The sequence below is a fragment of the Inquilinus limosus MP06 genome, assembly GCF_000767795.1.
In the GTDB taxonomy this organism is placed as follows: Bacteria; Pseudomonadota; Alphaproteobacteria; order DSM-16000; family Inquilinaceae; genus Inquilinus; species Inquilinus limosus_E.
Genome location: NZ_JANX01000060.1, coordinates 1 through 18,002 on the forward strand (window position 1 = coordinate 1; position 18,002 = coordinate 18,002).

The following is an 18,002-nucleotide window of genomic DNA, read 5'->3' on the forward strand; positions in this document are numbered from 1 at the left end:
ACGGCGGTCCGCGGCCCGCCCGGCCGTCCGAAGACCAGCGGACGCGGCACCCGCACCGGTCGGCCGGTCGCCAGCTCGGTCCCGTCCACGACAGGGGCGGCGGCGAGGGCGGCCAGCTCCAGCCCGGTCCTCGCCTCGATCTGGCTGCTGAAGCGGGCGGCGATCTCCCCGGCCGAACCATCCCGGTCGGCTGCGCCGATCCCGGGCGCGGCCAAGGCCAGCGTCTCCGCCGCCTCGCCGATGCATTTCTGGAAGGCGCGCCAGGGGTTCGGATCGCAGCCGATCACGCCGTCGACGGCGATGGCCGCGCCATCGGCAGCGGGCAGGCCCTGCGGCAGCCGGGCGCCCAGCACCGTCAGGCCCGGATAATCCATCGCCGGCACCGCGAAGCTGGCCTCCAGCGTCGCGGCCAGGCAGAACAGCCGCGCGGTCCGGCCGTCCTCGGCGCTGCCGTCCGGCGCGATCCCGAAGGCGGCCAGCAGGCGCCGGGCCTCTTCCACCGCCTGGCCGGCTGCGCCAGGATCGGGGGCGTCGGACCCCGGCTCGAACAGCCGGGCGCAGGTTTCGTAGACCGAGGGCGGTGCGAGCATGATGCTCCGGATGACGGGCTGGGCCTCCGCCCATTTCACCATGGCCGCCGCGAAACGCGCGGTTGTTTTCTGCCGGCGTGGGATACCCGCCCTTGACCGCCCTCGACCCTCGCCTCGCCGACCGGATCGCCGCCGCGCTCGGCGTCCGGCCGGTGGCGGCCGAGCCGCTGCCGGGCGGGTCGACCGTCGATGTGCTCCGGGTCGACCTCGCCGATGGCAGCCGGGTGGTGGCCAAGGCCGGGCAGGGGCCGCTGCTGCTGGAGGCCTGGATGCTGCGGGAGCTGGCCCGCCATTCCGCCCTGCCGCTGCCGGCCGTGCTGCATGCCGCCGAGGACCTGCTGCTGCTGGACTATGTCGCGCATGAGCCCGGGCCCCCGCCGGCGCCGGCCCAGCTTCATGCGGCCGAGCTGCTGGCGGCGCTGCACGCGCCGGCCTGGCCGCGCTTCGGCTATGACCGCGACACCACCATCGGCAGGCTGCCGCAGCCGAACCCGCCGGGCGACCGCTGGATCCCGTTCTTCCGCGACCACCGCCTGCTGCACATGGCCCGGGCGGGCCATGAAGAGGGCACGGTGGATGCCGGGCTGCTGCGCCGGCTGGAGGCGCTGGCCGGGCGGCTCGACAGCCTGCTGTCGGAGCCGCGCCACCCGGCGCTGCTGCATGGCGACATCTGGACCGGCAACCTGCTGCATCGGAACGGGCGAATCGTCGCCGTCATCGACCCCGCCCTCTCCTGCGGCCATCCGGAGATGGAGCTGACCTATCCGACGCTGTTCGGCACCTTCGACGACATTTTTTTCCGCCGCTATGCCGAGCTGGCGCCGCTCGATCCCGGCTTCTGGGACGACCGCCGGCCAATCTACCTGCTGTATCCGCTGCTGGTGCATGTGCGGTACTGGGACCCGGCCTATGCCGCGCCGATCCGCCGGATTCTCGACCGCTACGGCGTCTGATCCATAGCTTAAGATCCCGAAACGTCTTATGATTCATTGAGATTGTAACGGTCCATTTTCTTCGCCATAGTCGCGCCAATCCGACGTCGACGCGGAGCTTGAACAGAGAAACGCCCTCGGTTTAAACGGCGAGCGAACAGTGAGGTCGACCATCCGCGGATGGTCTGTGGAGGCAATTCGGCGCGAGCATGGAATATTTCCTGCAGCAGCTCATCAACGGGCTGACGCTGGGCGCGATCTACGGTCTGATCGCGATCGGCTATACGATGGTGTACGGCATCATCGGCATGATCAATTTCGCCCATGGCGAGATCTATATGATCGGCGCGTTCATCGCGGTGATCGGATTCGTCGTGCTCGGCGCCTTCGGCGTGCCTGGTGTCTCGGTGGCCCTGGCCCTGGCCATCGTGCTGATCGTCAGCGTGGTGGTGACCGCCGCCTATGGCTGGACGGTCGAACGGCTCGCCTACCGGCCCCTGCGCGGCTCGACCCGGCTGGCGCCGCTGATCTCCGCCATCGGCATGTCGATCTTCCTGCAGAACTACGTCCAGCTGCTGCAGGGCGCCCGGCGCAAGCCGGTGCCGCCGCAGATCCCGGGCGGCTTCCAGCTGACCTCCGGCGGCGGCTTCGACGTCAGCCTGTCCTATCTGCAGATCATCATCGTGGTGCTGACCCTGGCCCTGATGATAGGGCTGACCTGGGTGATCAACCGCACCTCGCTGGGCCGGCAGCAGCGCGCCTGCGCCCAGGACCGCACCATGGCGGCGCTGATCGGCGTCGATGTCGGCCGCACCATCTCGATGACCTTCGTCATCGGCGCGGCGCTGGCCGCGGTGGCTGGCGTGATGGTGACCCTCTACTACGGCGTGATCGACTTCTACATCGGCTTCCTGGCCGGCATCAAAGCCTTCACCGCGGCGGTGCTGGGCGGCATCGGCTCGCTGCCGGGGGCGATGCTCGGCGGCATCCTGATCGGGCTGATCGAGGCCTTCTGGTCCGGCTACTTCTCGTCGGAATACAAGGACGTCGCCGCCTTCACCATCCTGGTGCTGGTGCTGATCTTCCGCCCGTCCGGCCTGCTCGGCCGCCCCGACATCGAGAAGGTCTGAGGCGATGGCCACGATCGCGCAATCCGACGCGGCCGGCGCGCGCCGCCTCGACGTCGTCGCCATGCTGAAGGAGGCCGGGGTCACCGGCCTCATCGCCCTGGTCCTGACCGCGCCGCTGGTCGGCATCCGCACCATCGAGCAGAGCGGCTCGCTCGGCTACCAGACCGACTTCACCGCGGTCGCCATCGCGGTGGCGCTGGTGTTCTTCGGCCGCATCGGCATCATCCTGAACCGCGAGGGCATCCCGCGGCCCGTGTTCTGGATCAGCCTGCTGTTCCTGGTCGTCTTCGCCCTCCCGCCGGTCTACGAATATCTCCGGCCGTCGATCTCCGACACGCTGCCGCCGCTGCCGGTGCAGGATCTGCACTCCGTGCCGCTGCTGCTGATCGGGGCGTTGGGCGCGGCCTGGCTGCTGATCCAGTCGATACTGGTGCAACGCCGCAGCAAGGCCAGCCTGTCGCGGCAGGAGCGCGACCGGGCGATGGACCGGATCGGCGCCCGGGTGCAGCGCCTCAGCGTCTATGTCGGGCCGATCCTGGTGGTGCTGGCGGTGATCTTCCCCTTCACCGATCTCGCCACCCGCAGCACGCTCGGCGTCGCCACCATCGTGCTGATCTACATCATGCTCGGCTGGGGCCTGAACATCATCGTCGGCCTCGCCGGCCTGCTGGACCTCGGCTATGTCGCCTTCTATGCCGTCGGCGCCTATTCCTACGCGCTCCTGTCCACCACCTTCGGCTTCAGCTTCTGGATCTGCCTGCCGCTGGCCGGCGTGCTGGCGGCCTGCTTCGGCCTGATCCTGGGCTATCCGGTGCTGCGGCTGCGCGGCGACTACTTCGCCATCGTCACCCTGGGCTTCGGCGAGATCATCCGCATCATCCTGATCAACTGGGCGCCGGTGACCGGCGGGCCGAACGGCATCAACAACGTGCCGCGGCCCAGCTTCTTCGGCTTCCCCTTCGACCGCAGCCCGCCGGAGGGCACCACCGCCTTCCACCAGCTGTTCGGGCTGGACTACGACCCGACGCAGCGGATCATCTTCCTCTACCTGCTGATCCTGGCCCTGGCGCTGCTGGTGAACCTGATCAGCACCCGGCTGCGCCGCCTGCCGGTCGGCCGCGGCTGGGAGGCGATCCGCGAGGACGACATCGCCTGCCAGTCGCTCGGCATCAACCGCACCAACCTGAAGCTGGCGGCCTTCGCCACCTCGGCCATGTGCGGCGGCTTTGCCGGCAGCTTCTTTGCGACATATCAGGGCTTCATCAGCCCGGAAAGCTTCTCCTTCATCGAATCGGCGATCGTGCTGGCGATCGTGGTGCTCGGCGGCATGGGCAGCCAGCTCGGCATCGTCGTCGCCGCCTGCCTGATCATCGGCCTGCCGGAAGCCTTCCGCGGCCTCGACCTCTACCGCATGCTGGTGTTCGGCCTGTGCATGGTCGGCATCATGGTGTGGCGCCCGCGCGGCCTCCTGGCGCATCGTGACCCGACCATCCTCCTGCACGGCAAGAAGGGAGCCCAAGGATGACCGGGGCCGTGAGCGCGCTCCTGACCATCGAGCACGTCTCGATGCGCTTCGGCGGCCTCGTCGCCATCGACGACGTCTCCTTCGATATCCGGGCCGGCGACATCACCGCGGTGATCGGGCCGAACGGCGCCGGCAAGACCACTCTGTTCAACTGCATCACCGGCTTCTACAAGCCGACCGCCGGCCGGATGACGCTCAAGGGCGAGACCGGCGAGTTCCTGCTGGAGCAGATCCCCGGCTACCGCATCGCCCAGCAGGCCAGGGTCGCCCGCACCTTCCAGAACATCCGCCTGTTCGCCGGGATGAGCGTGCTGGAGAACCTGATGGTGGCCCAGCACAACAAGCTGATGCGCGCCTCGGGCTTCTCGATCGCGGGGCTGCTCGGCCTGCCGAGCTACCGTCGGGCGGAGCGCGAGGCAGTGGAGAAGGCGAAGTTCTGGCTCGACCGCGTCGGGCTGACCGCCCAGGCCGACGATTCCGCCGGCAGCCTGCCCTATGGCGGCCAGCGCCGGCTGGAGATCGCGCGGGCGATGTGCATCGACCCGGTGATCCTGTGCCTGGACGAGCCGGCCGCCGGCCTGAACCCCCGCGAATCCCAGGAGCTGAACGGCCTGCTGCGCGCCATCCGCGACGAGCACCGGACCAGCGTCCTCCTGATCGAGCACGACATGAGCGTCGTCATGCAGATTTCCGACCACATCGTGGTGCTCGACCACGGCAAGAAGATCGCCGACGGCACGCCGGAGCAGATCCGCAGCGACGAGGCGGTGATCCGGGCCTATCTCGGCGAGCCCGAGGAGGACGACCTGCCGCCGGAGATCGCCGCCGACGTGGCTGCCGCGACCGGGGAGGCCCGGCCGTGATGCTGTCGCTGCAGGGCGTGCACACCTTCTACGGCGCCATCGAGGCGCTGCGCGGCGTCGATGTCGAGGTCAAGGAAGGCGAGATCGTCACTCTGATCGGCGCCAACGGCGCCGGCAAGTCGACCCTCCTGATGACGATCTGCGGCAACCCGCAGGCGCGCAAGGGGGCCGTGGTGTTCGACGGCAGGGAGATCACCCGCCAGCCGACCTTCGAGATCGTGCGCCGCGGCGTCGCCATCTCCCCGGAAGGCCGCCGCATCTTCCCGCGCATGACGGTGATGGAGAACCTGCAGATGGGGGCGCTGACTGCCGATCCGGCGGTGTTCGGGCGCGACCTCGAGCAGATCTTCGTGCTGTTCCCGCGGCTGAAGGAGCGGCAGGCCCAGCGCGGCGGCACCCTGTCGGGCGGCGAGCAGCAGATGCTGGCGATCGGCCGGGCGCTGATGAGCCGGCCGCGCCTGCTGCTGCTGGACGAGCCGTCGCTCGGTCTGGCGCCGCTGGTGGTGAAGCAGATCTTCGAGGCGATCAAGGTGATCAACCGGGAGCAGCGCATGACCGTGTTCCTGGTCGAGCAGAACGCCTTCCACGCGCTGAAGCTGGCGCATCGCGGCTACGTCCTGGTCAATGGCCGGGTGACGATGAGCGGCAGCGGGCGCGAGCTCCTGGCGAATCCGGAGGTCCGGGCCGCCTATCTCGAAGGCGGGCATTGAGGGGCGGGCGATGGAACAGATCCTCGGAACCTCGGTTGGCGACTTCATCTTCGTCAGCCTGATCCTGGGCGGCGGCGGCGGCTTCCTGACCGGCCAGGGCCAGGCCCAGGGCTGGGCGCCGATGCGCAAGGTGGTGCCCTTCGTGGTGCTGCTCGCCTGTGCGACCCGGTTCCTGCACTACGCGCTGTTCGGCGGTACGCTCTTGTCCCCGACCGGCTTCGTCATCGATCTTGTGTGGATCGGCCTGTGCGCCACGGTCGCCTACCGGATGACCCGGGCGGCGAAGATGGTGCGGCAGTATCCGTGGCTGTATGAGCGCGCCGGCCTGTTCGCCTGGCGCGAGCGGCGGCCGGCCGCACGGTAAGACGCCGGTCCTTCCGGGCCGGCGGAAAGCAAGGACCGCCGGGGTCGTCCCGCCGGTCGATGAACTGGGAGAGCGATCTGATGACGAGATTCAACCGTGTGCTCCTGGCGGGCGTGGCCCTGGCCGCGATGGCGTCGGCCCCGGCCTGGGCCGATGTGAAGATCGGCCTCGGCGCGCCGCTGACCGGCCCGAACGCGTCCTTCGGCGAGCAGATGAAGCGCGGCACCGACGCGGCGGTGAAGGCGCTGAACGACGCCGGCGGCGTGAACGGCGAGAAGGTCGTCGTGGTCTATGGCGACGACGCCTCCGACCCGCGCCAGGGCGTGGCCGCGGCGAACGAGCTGGTGGGCGAGGGCGTGGTGGCCGTGGTCGGCCACTTCAACTCCTCGGTCTCGATTCCCGCCTCGGCGGTCTATGCCGAGGAAGGTGTCGTCCAGATCTCCCCGGCCTCGACCAACCCGCAGCTGACCGAGCAGGGGCAGAAGACCACCTTCCGCACCTGCGGCCGCGACGACCAGCAGGGCGACGTCGCCGGCGCCTTCATCGCCGAGAAGTTCAAGGGCCGCAACGTCGCCATCATCCAGGACCAGACCACCTATGGTAAGGGCCTGGCCGACGCCACCAAGGCGGCGATGAACAAGGCCGGCCTGACCGAGAAGATGTATGAGGGCATCACGGTCGGTGAGCGCGACTTCTCGGCCGTCGTGTCGAAGATGAAGCAGGCGAACATCGACCTGATCTATTTCGGCGGCCTGCACAACGAGGCGGGGCTGATCCTGCGCCAGGCGCGCGAGCAGGGGCTGAACGCCCAGTTCGTGTCGGGTGACGGCATCGTCACCCAGGAGTTCTGGGGCATCACCGGCGACGCCGGCGCGGGCGTGCTGATGACCTTCGGCGCCGACCAGCGCAACTCCCCGGCCGCCAAGGACGTGGTCGAGAAGTTCCGCGCCGACAAGTACGAGCCGGAAGGCTACACCCTGTACAGCTACGCGGCGGTGCAGGCCTGGGCCCAGGCGGCGACCAAGGCGAAGACCTTCGACGGCCCGAAGGTGGCCGCGGCGCTGCATGACGGCACGGCCTACAAGACCGTGATCGGCGACCTGGCCTTCGATGCCAAGGGCGACCGCGTCAAGACCGACTACGTGTTCTACATCTGGAACAGCGGCAACTTCGCCGAGGCGACCCCGGGCGAGCTGGCCAAGGTCGGCGCCAAGTAACACCAAGGGCCAGTGGCGGACGCCACCCCGGCCCGCGGACAATGTCGACTCGGCGGAACTTCCGCCGGGTCTTTTTTGTCACATGATTGATCGCGGCGCCGTTCCGTGGTGTAACGGACGGTCTATATCGCAGTGCAGCATGGGGGTCAGCGATGGAGCTGCCAGCCTCCCCGATGGCGATCGAGCCGCGCGGGCTCGACCGGGACTCGCTCAAGCGCGACATTCTCGAATGGCTGGTCTATGCCGTCGGGCGCGAGGTCCATCGCGCCACGCGCCATGACTGGTTCGCCGCCACGGCCCTGGCCGTGCGCGACCGGCTGGTCGATCGCTGGATGGCGGCGCAGCACCGCGAGGAAGCCACCGACGGCAAGCGGGTCTACTATCTCAGCCTGGAGTTCCTGGTCGGCCGGCTGATGGCCAATGCGCTGACCAATCTCGGCATCTACGACGCCTGCCGCGAGGCGCTGGGGGAATTCGGCGTCGACCTCGGCGCTGTGCTAGAGGTCGAGCCCGACGCTGCGCTCGGCAATGGCGGCCTCGGCCGCCTCGCTGCCTGTTTCCTCGACAGCATGGCCACGCTCGGCATCGCCGGCACCGGCTACGGCATCCGCTACGAATACGGGCTGTTTGAGCAGCAATTCGACCGCGGCTGGCAGGTCGAATACCCCGAGGACTGGCTGAAATTCGGCAACCCCTGGGAGTTCGAGCGGCCTGAGGTGGCCTATCCGATCGATTTCTACGGCAAGGTCGAGCCGGGCGAGCCCGGGCCCGACGGGCGGCCGAAGCCGGTGTGGCGCGGCAGCCAGCGGGTGCTGGCCGTCGCTTACGACACGCCGGTGGTCGGCTGGGGTGGCGTCACGGTCAACACGCTGCGGCTGTGGTCGGCCAAGCCGGTGCGGGAGTTCGACCTGGTTCCCTTCAACTCCGGCGACTATCTGAAGTCGGTCGAGGACAAGATCCTGTCCGAGACCCTGTCGCGCGTCCTCTACCCGAACGACAACACCCCGGCGGGGCAGGAGCTGCGGCTCAAGCAGGAGTACTTCTTCACCTCGGCCTCGCTGCAGGACGTGCTGCGGCGGCACCGGATGCATCATGACGGCTATGACGACCTGCCGGAAAAGGTGGCGCTGCAGCTGAACGACACCCATCCGGCGATCGCGGTGCCGGAGCTGATGCGCCTGCTGATCGACCGGCACCGGCTGGACTGGGACCGCGCCTGGGCGATCACCAAGGGCTGCATCAGCTACACCAACCACACGCTGATGCCGGAGGCGCTGGAGACCTGGCCGGTGGCGCTCTTGGAGCGGGTGCTGCCGCGCCATCTGCAGATCGTCTACGAGATCAACGACCGGTTCCTGAAATCTTCCAAGGTGGTGGCGAAGGACCCCGGCCGCCTGTCCACCCTGTCGCTGATCCAGGAGGGCTGGGACAGGCGGGTGCGCATGGGGCCGCTGGCCTTCCTCGGCAGCCACCGGGTCAACGGCGTCTCGGCCCTGCACACCCAGCTGATGCGCGAGACGGTGTTCCGCGACCTGAACGAGGAGTTCCCGGACCGCATCACCAACAAGACCAACGGCATCACCCCGCGCCGCTGGCTGGTGCAGGCCAACCCGAACCTGTCGCAGCTGATCCACAACATGATCGGCAGCGGCTGGGAAGACAATCTGGAGCGGCTGTCGGTCCTGGCCGGCAGGACCGAGGACAGCGCCTTCCGCGAGGCGTTCTGGGCGGTGAAGCGCCGCAACAAGGCCCTCCTGGCGCATCATATCGGCGAGATCGCCGACCTCCGCGTCTCCGGCGACGCGCTGTTCGACGTCCAGGTCAAGCGCATCCACGAATACAAGCGCCAGCTGCTGAACATCCTGCATGCCGTGGCGCTCTGGCAGGAGATGCGGGACCAGCCGGACGCCGCCTGGACGCCGCGGGTCAAGATCTTCGCCGGCAAGGCCGCGCCCGGCTATGCCATCGCCAAGCTGATCATCAAGCTGGCGAACGATGTCGCCAAGGTGATCAACGCCGACGCCGAGATCCGCGACCAGCTGAAGATGGTGTTCCTGCCGAACTACAACGTCACGCTGGCGGAGCGGATCATCCCCGCCGCCGACCTGTCGGAGCAGATCTCGACCGCCGGCATGGAGGCGTCGGGCACCGGCAACATGAAGTTCGCCCTGAACGGCGCGATCACCATCGGCACGCTGGACGGCGCCAATGTCGAGATCGCCGAGCGGGTGGGCGAGGACAACATCCTGATCTTCGGACTGACCGCGGCCGAGGTGGCGGCGAAGCGGGCCCAGGGCTATGACCCGGGGGCCGTGATCGCGGGTGACTCGCGCCTGGCCCGGGCGGTGGCGGCGATCGAGGACGGCACCTTCTCGCCCGACGATCCGGGCCGGTTCCGGCCGATCACCGACGCGCTGCGGCACAGCGACTGGTTCCTGGTGGCGGCCGACTTCGCCGCCTATTGGGAGGCCCAGGCCCGCGCCGCCGCCCTCTACCGCGACCGCGCCGAATGGACCCGGATGGCGATCCGCAACACCGCCAATGTCGGCTGGTTCTCCTCCGACCGCACGGTGCAGGATTATGCGGAGGAGATCTGGGGCGTCTGGCCGCCTCTGGCTCGCGCGGCGGAATAGGGCTCCGCCGTTACGGTCTTGCGCCCGGACGCCTCGGCGGGAAGACTGCGCCCGATCGATTCCCGACCGGACAAGTTGCATGCGCGCCGCTCGCCTCCTGCTTCGCCTCGCCTTCGCCGTCCTGCTGCTGCCCGGCGCCTTGCCGGCCGTGGCGCAGACCGCGGTGGAGGCGCCGGCGGGTGTACAGGCTGGGGCGCCGGGCGGCGGCCTTGCCATGTATGGCGAGCCGAAATACCCGGCGGATTTCGGCCATTTCGCCTATGCCGACCCGGCCGCGCCGAAGGGCGGCGAGCTGCGCCGGGCGGTGGTCGGCAGCTTCGACACGCTGAATCCCTTCATCATCGGCGGCCAGACCGACCAGGTGCGATTGATCATGCCGCCCTATGTCTTCGCCAGCCTGATGACGCGGGGCTGGGACGAGCCCTTCACCCTGTACCCCTATGTGGCCGACCGGGCGGAGATGTCGGATGACCGGCGCCAGGTCACCTTCCATCTCAACCCCAAGGCGGTGTTTCACGACGGCACGCCGGTAACGGCGGACGACGTGATCTTCACCTGGCAGACCCAGGGGACCAAGGGCCTGCCCAACACCCGCGCGATCTACGGCACGATGGAGGGGATCGACCGCATCGACGATCGCACGGTCCGCTTCCGCTTCAAGCCGGAGGCGGCGCGCGAGAACCCGCTGGTCGTCGCCATGCAGCCGATCCTCAGCAAGGCCTGGTACACCAGCCATGCCTTCGACCAGCCGAGCCTGGATCCGCCCCTGGGTGCCGGCCCGTACAAGGTCGGCGCCATCGATCCCGGCCGCAGCATCACGCTGGAGCGGGTGAAGGACTGGTGGGCGGCGGACCTGCCGGCGATGCGCGGCCTCTACAACTTCGACACGATGCGGTTCGATTTCTACCTCGACGCCGACACGGCGCTGGAGGCGTTCAAGGCCGGTGCCTACACCCTGCGGCGCGAACTCGATGCCGAGAAATGGGTCGGCGGGTCCTATGACTTCCCGGCGGTCCAGGACGGCCGCGTCACCATGCTGACGCTGCCGCATTACCGGCCGGTCGGGATGATGGGCTTCGCCATGAACACGCGCCGGCCGGTCTTCGCCGACCCGCGGGTGCGCCGGGCCCTGATCCTGGCCTTCGACTTCGATTGGGTGAACAAGACGCTGCTGGGCGGCCAGTACAAGCGTGACGACAGCTACTTCGCCAACTCCTCCCTGGCGGCGACCGATACGCCGAAGGGGGCGGAGCTGGCGCTGCTGGAGCCGTTCCGCAGCCAGCTGCCGCCGCAGCTGTTCACCGAGCCCTATGTCCTGCCGCCAAGCGACGCCAGCGGCCGCAACCGCGAGAATCTGCGGGCGGCGCAGGCGCTGCTGGCCGAGGCCGGCTGGACGATCAGGGACAATGCCCTTGTCGATGGCAGCGGGACCCCGTTCCGCTTCGAGATCCTGCTGCAGAACAAGGGCTACCAGCGCATCGCCCTGGCCTATGCCGACCAGCTGCGCCGGCTCGGCATCCAGGCCTCGGTCCGGCTGGTCGAGAGCGCGCAGTATGCCAACCGGATCGAGACCTACGACTTCGACGTGATCCTCAACACCTGGATCACGACGCTCTCCCCGGGGGTGGAGCAGTCGCGCTACTGGGGCAGCCGCTCGGCCGACGTGCCCGGGACCCGGAACTATCCGGGGGTGAAGAGCCCGGTGGTCGACGCCATGATCCAGGCCGTCACCGCCGCCCGGAGCGAGCCGGAGCTGCAGGCCGCGGTGCACGCGCTGGACCGGGTGCTGCTGTGGGGCAACTACGTGGTGCCGCTCTACTATCTCGACCGCGACTACTACGCCTACTGGGGCAATCTCGGCCGGGTCACCACCGTCAACCCGACCTACGGCACCGTGCTCGAGGCCTGGTGGTCGAACGGCAAGTAGCGGCGCCCGGCGGCCGCATCGATTCGGTGCAATTCTCCACAATTGTTGGGAACCTGGTCCGCGGCCGGGGGTTTCCCCAGCACCGCCTCGGCTCGCTCCGGGGCGGGCCGCCCCAGAAGCCCAAGGAGTTTTTCGTGAAGCGCATTGTTCTCGCCGCCGCCATTGCCACGCTCGCGGCCTCGCCCGCTTTTGCCGGGTGTGTCGAAGACGCCCAGGCCCAGGCCCAGAAGGTCCAGACGCTGAGCCAGGGCCTGATGTCCAAGGCCCAGGCCCCGCAGGCGGAGCAGTGCTCGGCCATGAAGGAGGTCATGGACGAGACCCAGAAGCTGGTCGGTCTGTACAAGGGCTGCCAGGCCGACCTGAAGCTGACCGACGCGCAGGTCCAGCAGCTCGACCAGCAGGTCGCCACCGGCCAGCAGGGCTATTCCGCCCAGTGCGGCGGCTGATCTTCCGGCCTTTCGATGATGAAAAGCCCCGGCCGTCCGGCCGGGGCTTTTTTCATGTCAGATCTCCCGTGCCAGCGCCGCCTCCAGGACCGTGGTCCTCAGCGCGCTGGACAGGTTGCCGTCCGGGTCGCGGGCGGCGTCCACCGCCTCGACCAGCCGGTTGACCGGCAGGCCGCGCACCGCGGCCAGGCGGGTGAGGGCGTCCCAGAAGGCCGGCTCCAGCGACACGCTGGTGGCGTGGCCGGCGATGCTGACCGACCGCTTGCGGACGCCGCTCACCGCAGCTCGATCAAGCAGACGGACCGACCATGGTCTCGGGCCGCACCCACTGGTCGAACTGCTCGGCGGTGAGGAGGCCCAGCGCGATCGCCGCCTGCTTCAGCGTGGTGTTCTCGGCATGCGCCTTCTTCGCCACCTTGGCGGCGTTGTCGTAGCCGATATGCGGGTTCAGCGCCGTCACCAGCATCAGCGATTCGTGCAGCAGCTGCTCGATCCGGTCGGTGCGGGCCTCGATGCCGACGACGCAGTTGTCGGTGAAGCTGCGGCAGGCATCGGCCAGCAGGCGGATCGACTGCAGCAGGTTGTAGATGATCACCGGCTTGAACACGTTCAGCTCGAAATGGCCGGTGGCGCCGGAGATGGTGATGGTGACGTGGTTGCCCATCACCTGGGCGCAGACCATGGTCATCGCCTCGGACTGGGTCGGATTGACCTTGCCCGGCATGATCGAGGAGCCGGGCTCGTTCTCCGGCAGGTGGATCTCGCCGATGCCGCAGCGCGGGCCGGAGCCCAGGAGGCGGATGTCGTTGGCGATCTTCATCAGCGATGCCGCGAGCGTGTTCATCACGCCCGAGGCCTCGACGCAGGCGTCATGCGCGGCCAGCGCCTCGAACTTGTTCGGCGCGGTCCTGAACGGGAAGCCGGTGATGCTGGCGACATGCGCCGCGAAGGCCTCGGCGAAGCCCTCCTTGGCATTCAGCCCGCTGCCGACGGCGGTGCCGCCCTGGGCCAAGTCCAGCAGGTGCGGCAGGCAGCCCTTCACCCGGGCGATGCCCAGCTCGATCTGCCGGGCATAGCCGGAGAATTCCTGGCCCAGCGTCAGCGGCGTCGCATCCTGCAGGTGGGTGCGGCCGATCTTGACGATGTCCTTGAACTCGGCCGATTTGGCCGCCAAGGCGCGGTGCAGATGCTCCAGGCTCGGCAGCAGCTCATGGCCGATCTGCTCGACCGCGGCGATGTGCATCACCGTCGGAAAGCTGTCATTCGAGGACTGGCCGCGATTGACGTGGTCGTTCGGATGCACCGGCTTCTTCAAGCCGATCTCGCCGCCCAGGATCTCGATGGCGCGGTTCGAGATCACCTCATTGGCGTTCATGTTGGTCTGGGTGCCCGACCCGGTCTGCCACACCACCAGCGGGAAATGGTCGGCCAGGGTGCCGTCGATCACCTCCTCGGCCGCGGCGACGATGGCGTTGCCGATCGAGGGATCCAGTTCGCCGAGCGCGATGTTGGCCTGGGCCGAGGCCTTCTTCTGGATGCCCAGCGCCCGCACCAGCGGGGCCGGCATGCGCTCGCCGCCGATCTTGAAGTTCTGCAGGCTGCGCTGCGTCTGCGCGCCCCAGTAGCGGTCGGCCGGCACCTCGACGGCGCCCAGGCTGTCGGTCTCGGTGCGGAATGCGGTTTCGGCGGCCATCGAAAGGCTCCGGTTGCTGTCAGTTTTCGGCTGGCCGGTTTGCTAGCACGAATGCGGGTGTGGGGGTAGGCTGGGTTCTCCCCGGCCGAATCCGATGCGCGGAGTCCCATCCATGTCCGCCGACCATCATCACGACCACGACCATGATCACGAAGGCAGCGCCCTGCCCGAGATCGCGCTGCGGGTGAAGGCGCTGGAATCGATCCTGGTCGAGAAGGGCTATGTCGATCCGGCCGCGCTCGACGTGCTGATCGAGACCTACGAGACGAAGATCGGCCCGCGCAACGGCGCCCGGGTGGTGGCGAAGGCCTGGGCCGATCCGGTCTATCGCGACCGCCTTCGGGCCGATGCCGGCGCCGCGATCGCCGAGTTCGGCTTCGTCGGCCGCCAGGGCGAACACATGGTGGCGGTCGAGAACACGGCCGACACGCACAACCTCGTCGTCTGTACCCTGTGCTCCTGCTACCCCTGGCCGGTGCTGGGGCTGCCGCCGGTCTGGTACAAATCGGCGCCCTACCGCTCGCGCGCCGTGATCGACCCGCGCGGCGTGCTGGCCGATTTCGGCGTCGCCCTGCCGGCCGAAACCAGGATCCGGGTCTGGGACTCGACCGCCGAGACCCGCTATTTGGTGATCCCGATGCGCCCGGCCGGCACCGAGGGCTGGGACGAGGACGCGCTGGCCGACCTCGTCACCCGCGACAGCATGATCGGCGCCGGTCTGGCGCGCGAGCCGGGAGACGCGCGATGAACGGCGCCCAGGATCTCGGCGGCATGATGGGCTTCGGCCCGGTGGTGCCGGAGCCGGAGGATGTCCGATTCCATGCCGAATGGGAGAAGCGGGCCCTCGCCCTCACCCTGGCAGCCGGCGCGCTGGGGCGCTGGAACATCGATATCAGCCGGCATGCGCGCGAGACGCTGCACCCGGCCGACTACCTGTCGTCCAGCTACTACGAGATCTGGACCAAGGGGCTGGAGAAGCTGTTGCAAGGTGCCGGATTGGTCTCGGCGGCGGAGCTGAAGGCCGGCCGCGCCATCGACCCGCCGGTCCCCGGCCAGAAGGTGCTGCGGGCGGACCAGGTCGCCCCGACGCTGGCGCGCGGCAGCAACTACCAGCGGCCGGAGGCGGCGCCGGCACGCTTCGCCGTGGACGATGTGGTGCTGACCCGCAACGAGCATCCGACCGGCCATACGAGGCTGCCGCGCTATGCCCGCGGCAAGGTCGGCACGGTCGAGCGCGTGCACGGCGTGTTCGTGCTGCCCGACAGCAACGCCCATGGCCGCGGCGAGAGCCCGCAATGGCTCTACACCGTGCGCTTCGACGGACGCGAGCTGTGGGGCGAGGCCGCCGATCCGACCCTGACCGTGTCGATCGACGCCTGGGAGAGCTATCTTGAGCCGGCATGAGGCGGTGATCGCGGCGCTGGACGGCACCGCGCCGCTGCCGCGCGACGCCGACGGGCCGGTCTTCGCCGAGCCCTGGCAGGCCCAGGCCTTCGCCATGGCGGTGGCGCTGCATCAGCGCGGGGTCTTCACCTGGCCGGAATGGGCGGCGGCGCTGGCGGCCGAGATCTGCCGGGCCCGCGCGGATGGCGACCCGGATGACGGCAGCCGCTATTACGAGCACTGGCTGGCGGCGCTGGAGCGGCTGGTGCTGGCCAAGGGCGTCGCCGATGCCGACGCGCTGGGCCGGCGCAAGGACGCCTGGGACCGCGCCGCCCGGGCCACGCCACATGGCGCGCCGATCCTGCTGGAGAATGATCCGTTGGGCAGGATGTGAGCGTCAGTCGAGGCGAAAAGACAGCCTATACCTGGACAAGCTCCAGCCGCTTCTCGATGCGATCCAGCCGGGTCTCGATCCGGTCGATGCGGGCGGATTGGCCAGCGAAATCGGCGTGAAGCCCGGCGACCGCGGCATGCAGCCCGGCCACCTGGGTTTCGAGCGACGTCATCCGGCGCTTGAGATCGCCGACGTCCTCAGCCAGCCGATTGACGTTTTCGTCGATCCGCCGGAGATAGCGCAGGATGAGGCTATCGGGTTCGTCGCTCATCCCGTCAATATGGCGATGGCGGCCTGGGAAGTCCACGTCCAGGCCGGTCGCCTGCGGGCCTGTTCGCCGAAATCGGGGAAGACCATGACCGTTCAGCTGCACAACCCGGCCGGCGTCGCCGCGCCGTTTTCCCGCTACAGCCATGGCGCCTCGGCACCGGCCGGCGCGCGCTGGCTGCACATCTCCGGCCAGGTCGGCGCCACGCCGGACGGCACCATCCCTGAGGATGCCGAGCGCCAGTTCGAGCTGGCCTGGGACAACCTGTTCGCGGTGCTGGCCGATGCCGGCATGGCGGTGACCGACCTGGTCAAGGTCGACGGCTTCATCACCCGGCCGGAGCTGATCCCGCTGTACCGCACGGTGCGCGAGCGGCGGCTGGACGGGCACGCCACGGCCTCGACCCTGGTGGTGGTCGCCGGCCTGGCGGTGCCCAGCCTGCTGGTCGAGATCCAGGCGGTGGCGGCCCGTTAGAGCGGAATGAATTGAGGTCGGGTCACGCCAGTCGATCCGGACCGGAGCTGACAGGACGTCGAGCGTCTTCGCGGATTGCCTCTCCCGCCTGGCGGGAGAGGCAATCCTCAGCGCCATCTCCCAACGCAAAATCATCTGGCGCTAACCGGCCTTCGCCACCTTGAGGATTCGGTCGCGGTAGTCGGCGACGGTGCTGACCTTCAGCCCGTCGACCTTGCCGCCATCGTCCCAGCGCCGCAGCCGCACCGCGGCGTCGACATGCGGGTGGCGGGCGAACTCCGCGGCCTCCGCGGGGCTCATCGGCCCGCCCTGCTTGCCGAGGGAATGGACCGAGGCGGCGGACAGCACGTCCAGATAGCTCGGCTCGACGGCGCAGAGATAGCGCTTGGCGGCGACGTGCAGCCGAACCGGCTCGCTCACCTCCGGGCCGAAGCGGGCGGCCAGCCAGTCGCCGCCGGCGCCGTCATGCTTGTGATAGCCGAAGGCGTCGTCGGCCAGCTCCAGGAAATGGCCGATATCGTGCAGCAGGGCGGCCACCACCAGCTCGTCGGGCGCGCCCTCATGCTCGGCCAGGGCCGCGGCCTGCAGGCCATGCGCCTGCATGGTCACACCTTCGCCATAGGTGTTGTGGCCATGCGCGGCGAACAGGCCCTCGATCTCGGCCAGCAGCGGGTGCAGGATCTCGCTCATCGGGCAGCCTCCAGGCTGAACAGGGTGCTGGTCAGGCCGTCCTTGTCGGCGTAGCAGCCCTGCAGCCAGCGGCGCCCGGCGGAGAAGCCGCGGCGGCCGTGCAGCACGCGCTGGTTGTCGACCAGGAACAGGTCGCCCGGCGCCAGGCGGAAGCCGACCGTCAGCTCCGGGTCGTGCAGCAGCCGGCCGAAGCGGCGATAGGCGTCGTAGAAAGGCTCGACCTCGTCCGGATCCAGGTCGAAGGGCGCGATCGACCGGTTGTTGTAGCGCACCGCCGCAACCTCGCCCTCGGCATCCAGCTCGATCAGCGGCGCCCGGCTGCGCAGGTCGACGCGGCCGGGCTCGACATAGCGGAAGGGCACGGCGCGGCGGGTCAGCAGGGCGAAGGCGTCCGGCGCCTCGCGCCGCAGCCGCTCGGCCGCGGCGAAGCCGTCGACCACCACCGACTCGCCGCCCTCGGCCGCCGCTTCCAGGCAGTGCAGCAACTGCAATTGCGGCACCGGATCGCGATAGGGGTTGTCGGTGTGGTTGCCCAGGCCGATGGCGGTGAAGGCCAGGTTCTGCGGCTTGTCCACCGCCACCACGTCGAACAGCCGCCCGTAATTGGTCTCGCGCACGAAGCCGAACAGCTCGACCACCTTGCGACACCATGCCGGGTTCGGTGGGCACGGCCGCGCAGCAGGGCGAAGCCGTGGTTCCAGGCCGCGCGCAGCCAGGCGGCGCGGGCGGCGTCGTCATGGGCGACGGCGGCATAGTCGCCGGC

At 69.1% G+C, this 18,002-nt stretch carries 20 protein-coding genes; 14 read left to right on the plus strand and 6 right to left on the minus strand.

What is annotated here, in order from left to right:
• Positions 1 to 590, minus strand: a 590-nt coding sequence (locus tag P409_RS07500) for a hypothetical protein (RefSeq protein ID WP_152613272.1), incomplete at its 3' end; no start/stop codon positions are given.
• Positions 591 to 682: 92 nt separating this feature from the next.
• Here P409_RS07500 and P409_RS07505 point away from each other — a divergent pair.
• The 10 genes from P409_RS07505 (at position 683) to P409_RS07550 (ending at position 12,337) form a co-directional block, all read left to right on the plus strand.
• On the plus strand, positions 683 to 1,543 hold the full coding sequence (locus tag P409_RS07505; protein ID WP_034833780.1) for a fructosamine kinase family protein: 861 nt from the start codon (positions 683 to 685) through the stop codon (positions 1,541 to 1,543).
• 188 nt (positions 1,544 to 1,731) lie between these two features.
• Entirely contained in the window at positions 1,732 to 2,652 is a 921-nt protein-coding gene (locus tag P409_RS07510; RefSeq protein WP_034833783.1) for an ABC transporter permease subunit, read from the plus strand.
• Between the two features lie 4 nt (positions 2,653 to 2,656).
• Positions 2,657 to 4,177, plus strand: a complete 1,521-nt coding sequence (gene livM, locus P409_RS07515; protein WP_034833785.1) for a high-affinity branched-chain amino acid ABC transporter permease LivM — start codon at positions 2,657 to 2,659, stop codon at positions 4,175 to 4,177.
• Positions 4,174 to 5,040, plus strand: a complete 867-nt coding sequence (locus P409_RS07520; RefSeq protein WP_034833787.1) for an ABC transporter ATP-binding protein — start codon at positions 4,174 to 4,176, stop codon at positions 5,038 to 5,040. The genes livM and P409_RS07520 overlap by 4 nt, the downstream gene beginning before the upstream one ends.
• Positions 5,040 to 5,750 (plus strand): ABC transporter ATP-binding protein, encoded by a 711-nt coding sequence (locus P409_RS07525; protein WP_034833790.1) that lies wholly within the window; start codon positions 5,040 to 5,042, stop codon positions 5,748 to 5,750. The genes P409_RS07520 and P409_RS07525 overlap by 1 nt, the downstream gene beginning before the upstream one ends.
• A gap of 10 nt (positions 5,751 to 5,760) precedes the next feature.
• Positions 5,761 to 6,114 carry a DUF6867 family protein gene (locus P409_RS07530; protein WP_034833793.1) on the plus strand — a complete coding sequence of 118 codons (354 nt, stop codon included), beginning with the start codon at positions 5,761 to 5,763 and terminating at the stop codon, positions 6,112 to 6,114.
• Positions 6,115 to 6,194: 80 nt separating this feature from the next.
• Complete coding sequence (locus P409_RS07535) at positions 6,195 to 7,331, plus strand: branched-chain amino acid ABC transporter substrate-binding protein (protein ID WP_034833818.1); 1,137 nt, start codon at positions 6,195 to 6,197, stop codon at positions 7,329 to 7,331.
• Positions 7,332 to 7,483: 152 nt separating this feature from the next.
• On the plus strand, positions 7,484 to 9,964 hold the full coding sequence (locus P409_RS07540; RefSeq protein WP_034833795.1) for a glycogen/starch/alpha-glucan phosphorylase: 2,481 nt from the start codon (positions 7,484 to 7,486) through the stop codon (positions 9,962 to 9,964).
• Positions 9,965 to 10,043: 79 nt separating this feature from the next.
• Positions 10,044 to 11,891, plus strand: coding sequence for an extracellular solute-binding protein (locus P409_RS07545; RefSeq protein ID WP_034833796.1), 1,848 nt, complete (start codon positions 10,044 to 10,046; stop codon positions 11,889 to 11,891).
• Between the two features lie 134 nt (positions 11,892 to 12,025).
• Complete coding sequence (locus tag P409_RS07550; RefSeq protein WP_152613273.1) at positions 12,026 to 12,337, plus strand: hypothetical protein; 312 nt, start codon at positions 12,026 to 12,028, stop codon at positions 12,335 to 12,337.
• Between the two features lie 57 nt (positions 12,338 to 12,394).
• Here P409_RS07550 and P409_RS07555 read toward each other — a convergent pair whose 3' ends face one another.
• Both P409_RS07555 and fumC read right to left on the minus strand, forming a co-directional pair.
• Complete coding sequence (locus P409_RS07555) at positions 12,395 to 12,616, minus strand: ribbon-helix-helix domain-containing protein (RefSeq protein WP_034833800.1); 222 nt, start codon at positions 12,614 to 12,616, stop codon at positions 12,395 to 12,397.
• A 10-nt stretch (positions 12,617 to 12,626) separates the two neighbouring features.
• Positions 12,627 to 14,030, minus strand: coding sequence for a class II fumarate hydratase (fumC, locus tag P409_RS07560; RefSeq protein ID WP_034833802.1), 1,404 nt, complete (start codon positions 14,028 to 14,030; stop codon positions 12,627 to 12,629).
• Between the two features lie 112 nt (positions 14,031 to 14,142).
• On the opposite strand from fumC, the gene nthA reads away from it, so the two are divergent.
• The 3 genes from nthA to P409_RS07575 are packed head-to-tail and all read left to right on the plus strand — an operon-like array spanning position 14,143 to position 15,807.
• Complete coding sequence (gene nthA / locus P409_RS07565; RefSeq protein ID WP_034833806.1) at positions 14,143 to 14,778, plus strand: nitrile hydratase subunit alpha; 636 nt, start codon at positions 14,143 to 14,145, stop codon at positions 14,776 to 14,778.
• Positions 14,775 to 15,434, plus strand: a complete 660-nt coding sequence (gene nthB / locus P409_RS07570) for a nitrile hydratase subunit beta (RefSeq protein WP_034833810.1) — start codon at positions 14,775 to 14,777, stop codon at positions 15,432 to 15,434. Before nthA ends, nthB begins: the two co-directional genes overlap by 4 nt.
• A complete protein-coding gene (locus P409_RS07575) occupies positions 15,421 to 15,807 on the plus strand; it encodes a nitrile hydratase accessory protein (RefSeq protein WP_081991347.1) in 387 nt (128 codons plus the stop codon). The genes nthB and P409_RS07575 overlap by 14 nt, the downstream gene beginning before the upstream one ends.
• A gap of 25 nt (positions 15,808 to 15,832) precedes the next feature.
• On the opposite strand, the gene P409_RS07580 is transcribed toward P409_RS07575, so the two are convergent.
• Positions 15,833 to 16,078: a hypothetical protein gene (locus P409_RS07580; RefSeq protein WP_034833813.1), complete on the minus strand. Its 246-nt coding sequence runs from the start codon at positions 16,076 to 16,078 to the stop codon at positions 15,833 to 15,835.
• A gap of 84 nt (positions 16,079 to 16,162) precedes the next feature.
• On the opposite strand from P409_RS07580, the gene P409_RS07585 reads away from it, so the two are divergent.
• A complete protein-coding gene (locus tag P409_RS07585; protein WP_052120159.1) occupies positions 16,163 to 16,549 on the plus strand; it encodes a RidA family protein in 387 nt (128 codons plus the stop codon).
• A 141-nt stretch (positions 16,550 to 16,690) separates the two neighbouring features.
• Here the strand turns inward: P409_RS07585 and P409_RS07590 are convergent, their stop codons facing one another.
• Positions 16,691 to 17,239 (minus strand): HD domain-containing protein, encoded by a 549-nt coding sequence (locus P409_RS07590; RefSeq protein WP_034833815.1) that lies wholly within the window; start codon positions 17,237 to 17,239, stop codon positions 16,691 to 16,693.
• Entirely contained in the window at positions 17,236 to 17,955 is a 720-nt protein-coding gene (locus P409_RS07595) for a TauD/TfdA family dioxygenase (RefSeq protein WP_081991348.1), read from the minus strand. The genes P409_RS07590 and P409_RS07595 overlap by 4 nt, the downstream gene beginning before the upstream one ends.
• Positions 17,956 to 18,002 lie beyond the last annotated feature (47 nt).

Bases quoted from the DNA above. Each gene is read 5' to 3' on its own strand.
- P409_RS07510 (WP_034833783.1), top strand. From the start codon at position 1,732: ATGGAATATTTCCTGCAGCAGCTCATCAACGGGCTGACGCTGGGCGCG.
- livM (WP_034833785.1), top strand. From the start codon at position 2,657: ATGGCCACGATCGCGCAATCCGACGCGGCCGGCGCGCGCCGCCTCGAC.
- P409_RS07520 (WP_034833787.1), top strand. From the start codon at position 4,174: ATGACCGGGGCCGTGAGCGCGCTCCTGACCATCGAGCACGTCTCGATG.
- P409_RS07525 (WP_034833790.1), top strand. From the start codon at position 5,040: ATGCTGTCGCTGCAGGGCGTGCACACCTTCTACGGCGCCATCGAGGCG.
- P409_RS07530 (WP_034833793.1), top strand. From the start codon at position 5,761: ATGGAACAGATCCTCGGAACCTCGGTTGGCGACTTCATCTTCGTCAGC.
- P409_RS07535 (WP_034833818.1), top strand. From the start codon at position 6,195: ATGACGAGATTCAACCGTGTGCTCCTGGCGGGCGTGGCCCTGGCCGCG.
- P409_RS07540 (WP_034833795.1), top strand. From the start codon at position 7,484: ATGGAGCTGCCAGCCTCCCCGATGGCGATCGAGCCGCGCGGGCTCGAC.
- P409_RS07545 (WP_034833796.1), top strand. From the start codon at position 10,044: ATGCGCGCCGCTCGCCTCCTGCTTCGCCTCGCCTTCGCCGTCCTGCTG.
- fumC (WP_034833802.1), bottom strand. From the start codon at position 14,030: ATGGCCGCCGAAACCGCATTCCGCACCGAGACCGACAGCCTGGGCGCC.
- nthA (WP_034833806.1), top strand. From the start codon at position 14,143: ATGTCCGCCGACCATCATCACGACCACGACCATGATCACGAAGGCAGC.
- nthB (WP_034833810.1), top strand. From the start codon at position 14,775: ATGAACGGCGCCCAGGATCTCGGCGGCATGATGGGCTTCGGCCCGGTG.
- P409_RS07580 (WP_034833813.1), bottom strand. From the start codon at position 16,078: ATGAGCGACGAACCCGATAGCCTCATCCTGCGCTATCTCCGGCGGATC.
- P409_RS07585 (WP_052120159.1), top strand. From the start codon at position 16,163: ATGACCGTTCAGCTGCACAACCCGGCCGGCGTCGCCGCGCCGTTTTCC.
- P409_RS07590 (WP_034833815.1), bottom strand. From the start codon at position 17,239: ATGAGCGAGATCCTGCACCCGCTGCTGGCCGAGATCGAGGGCCTGTTC.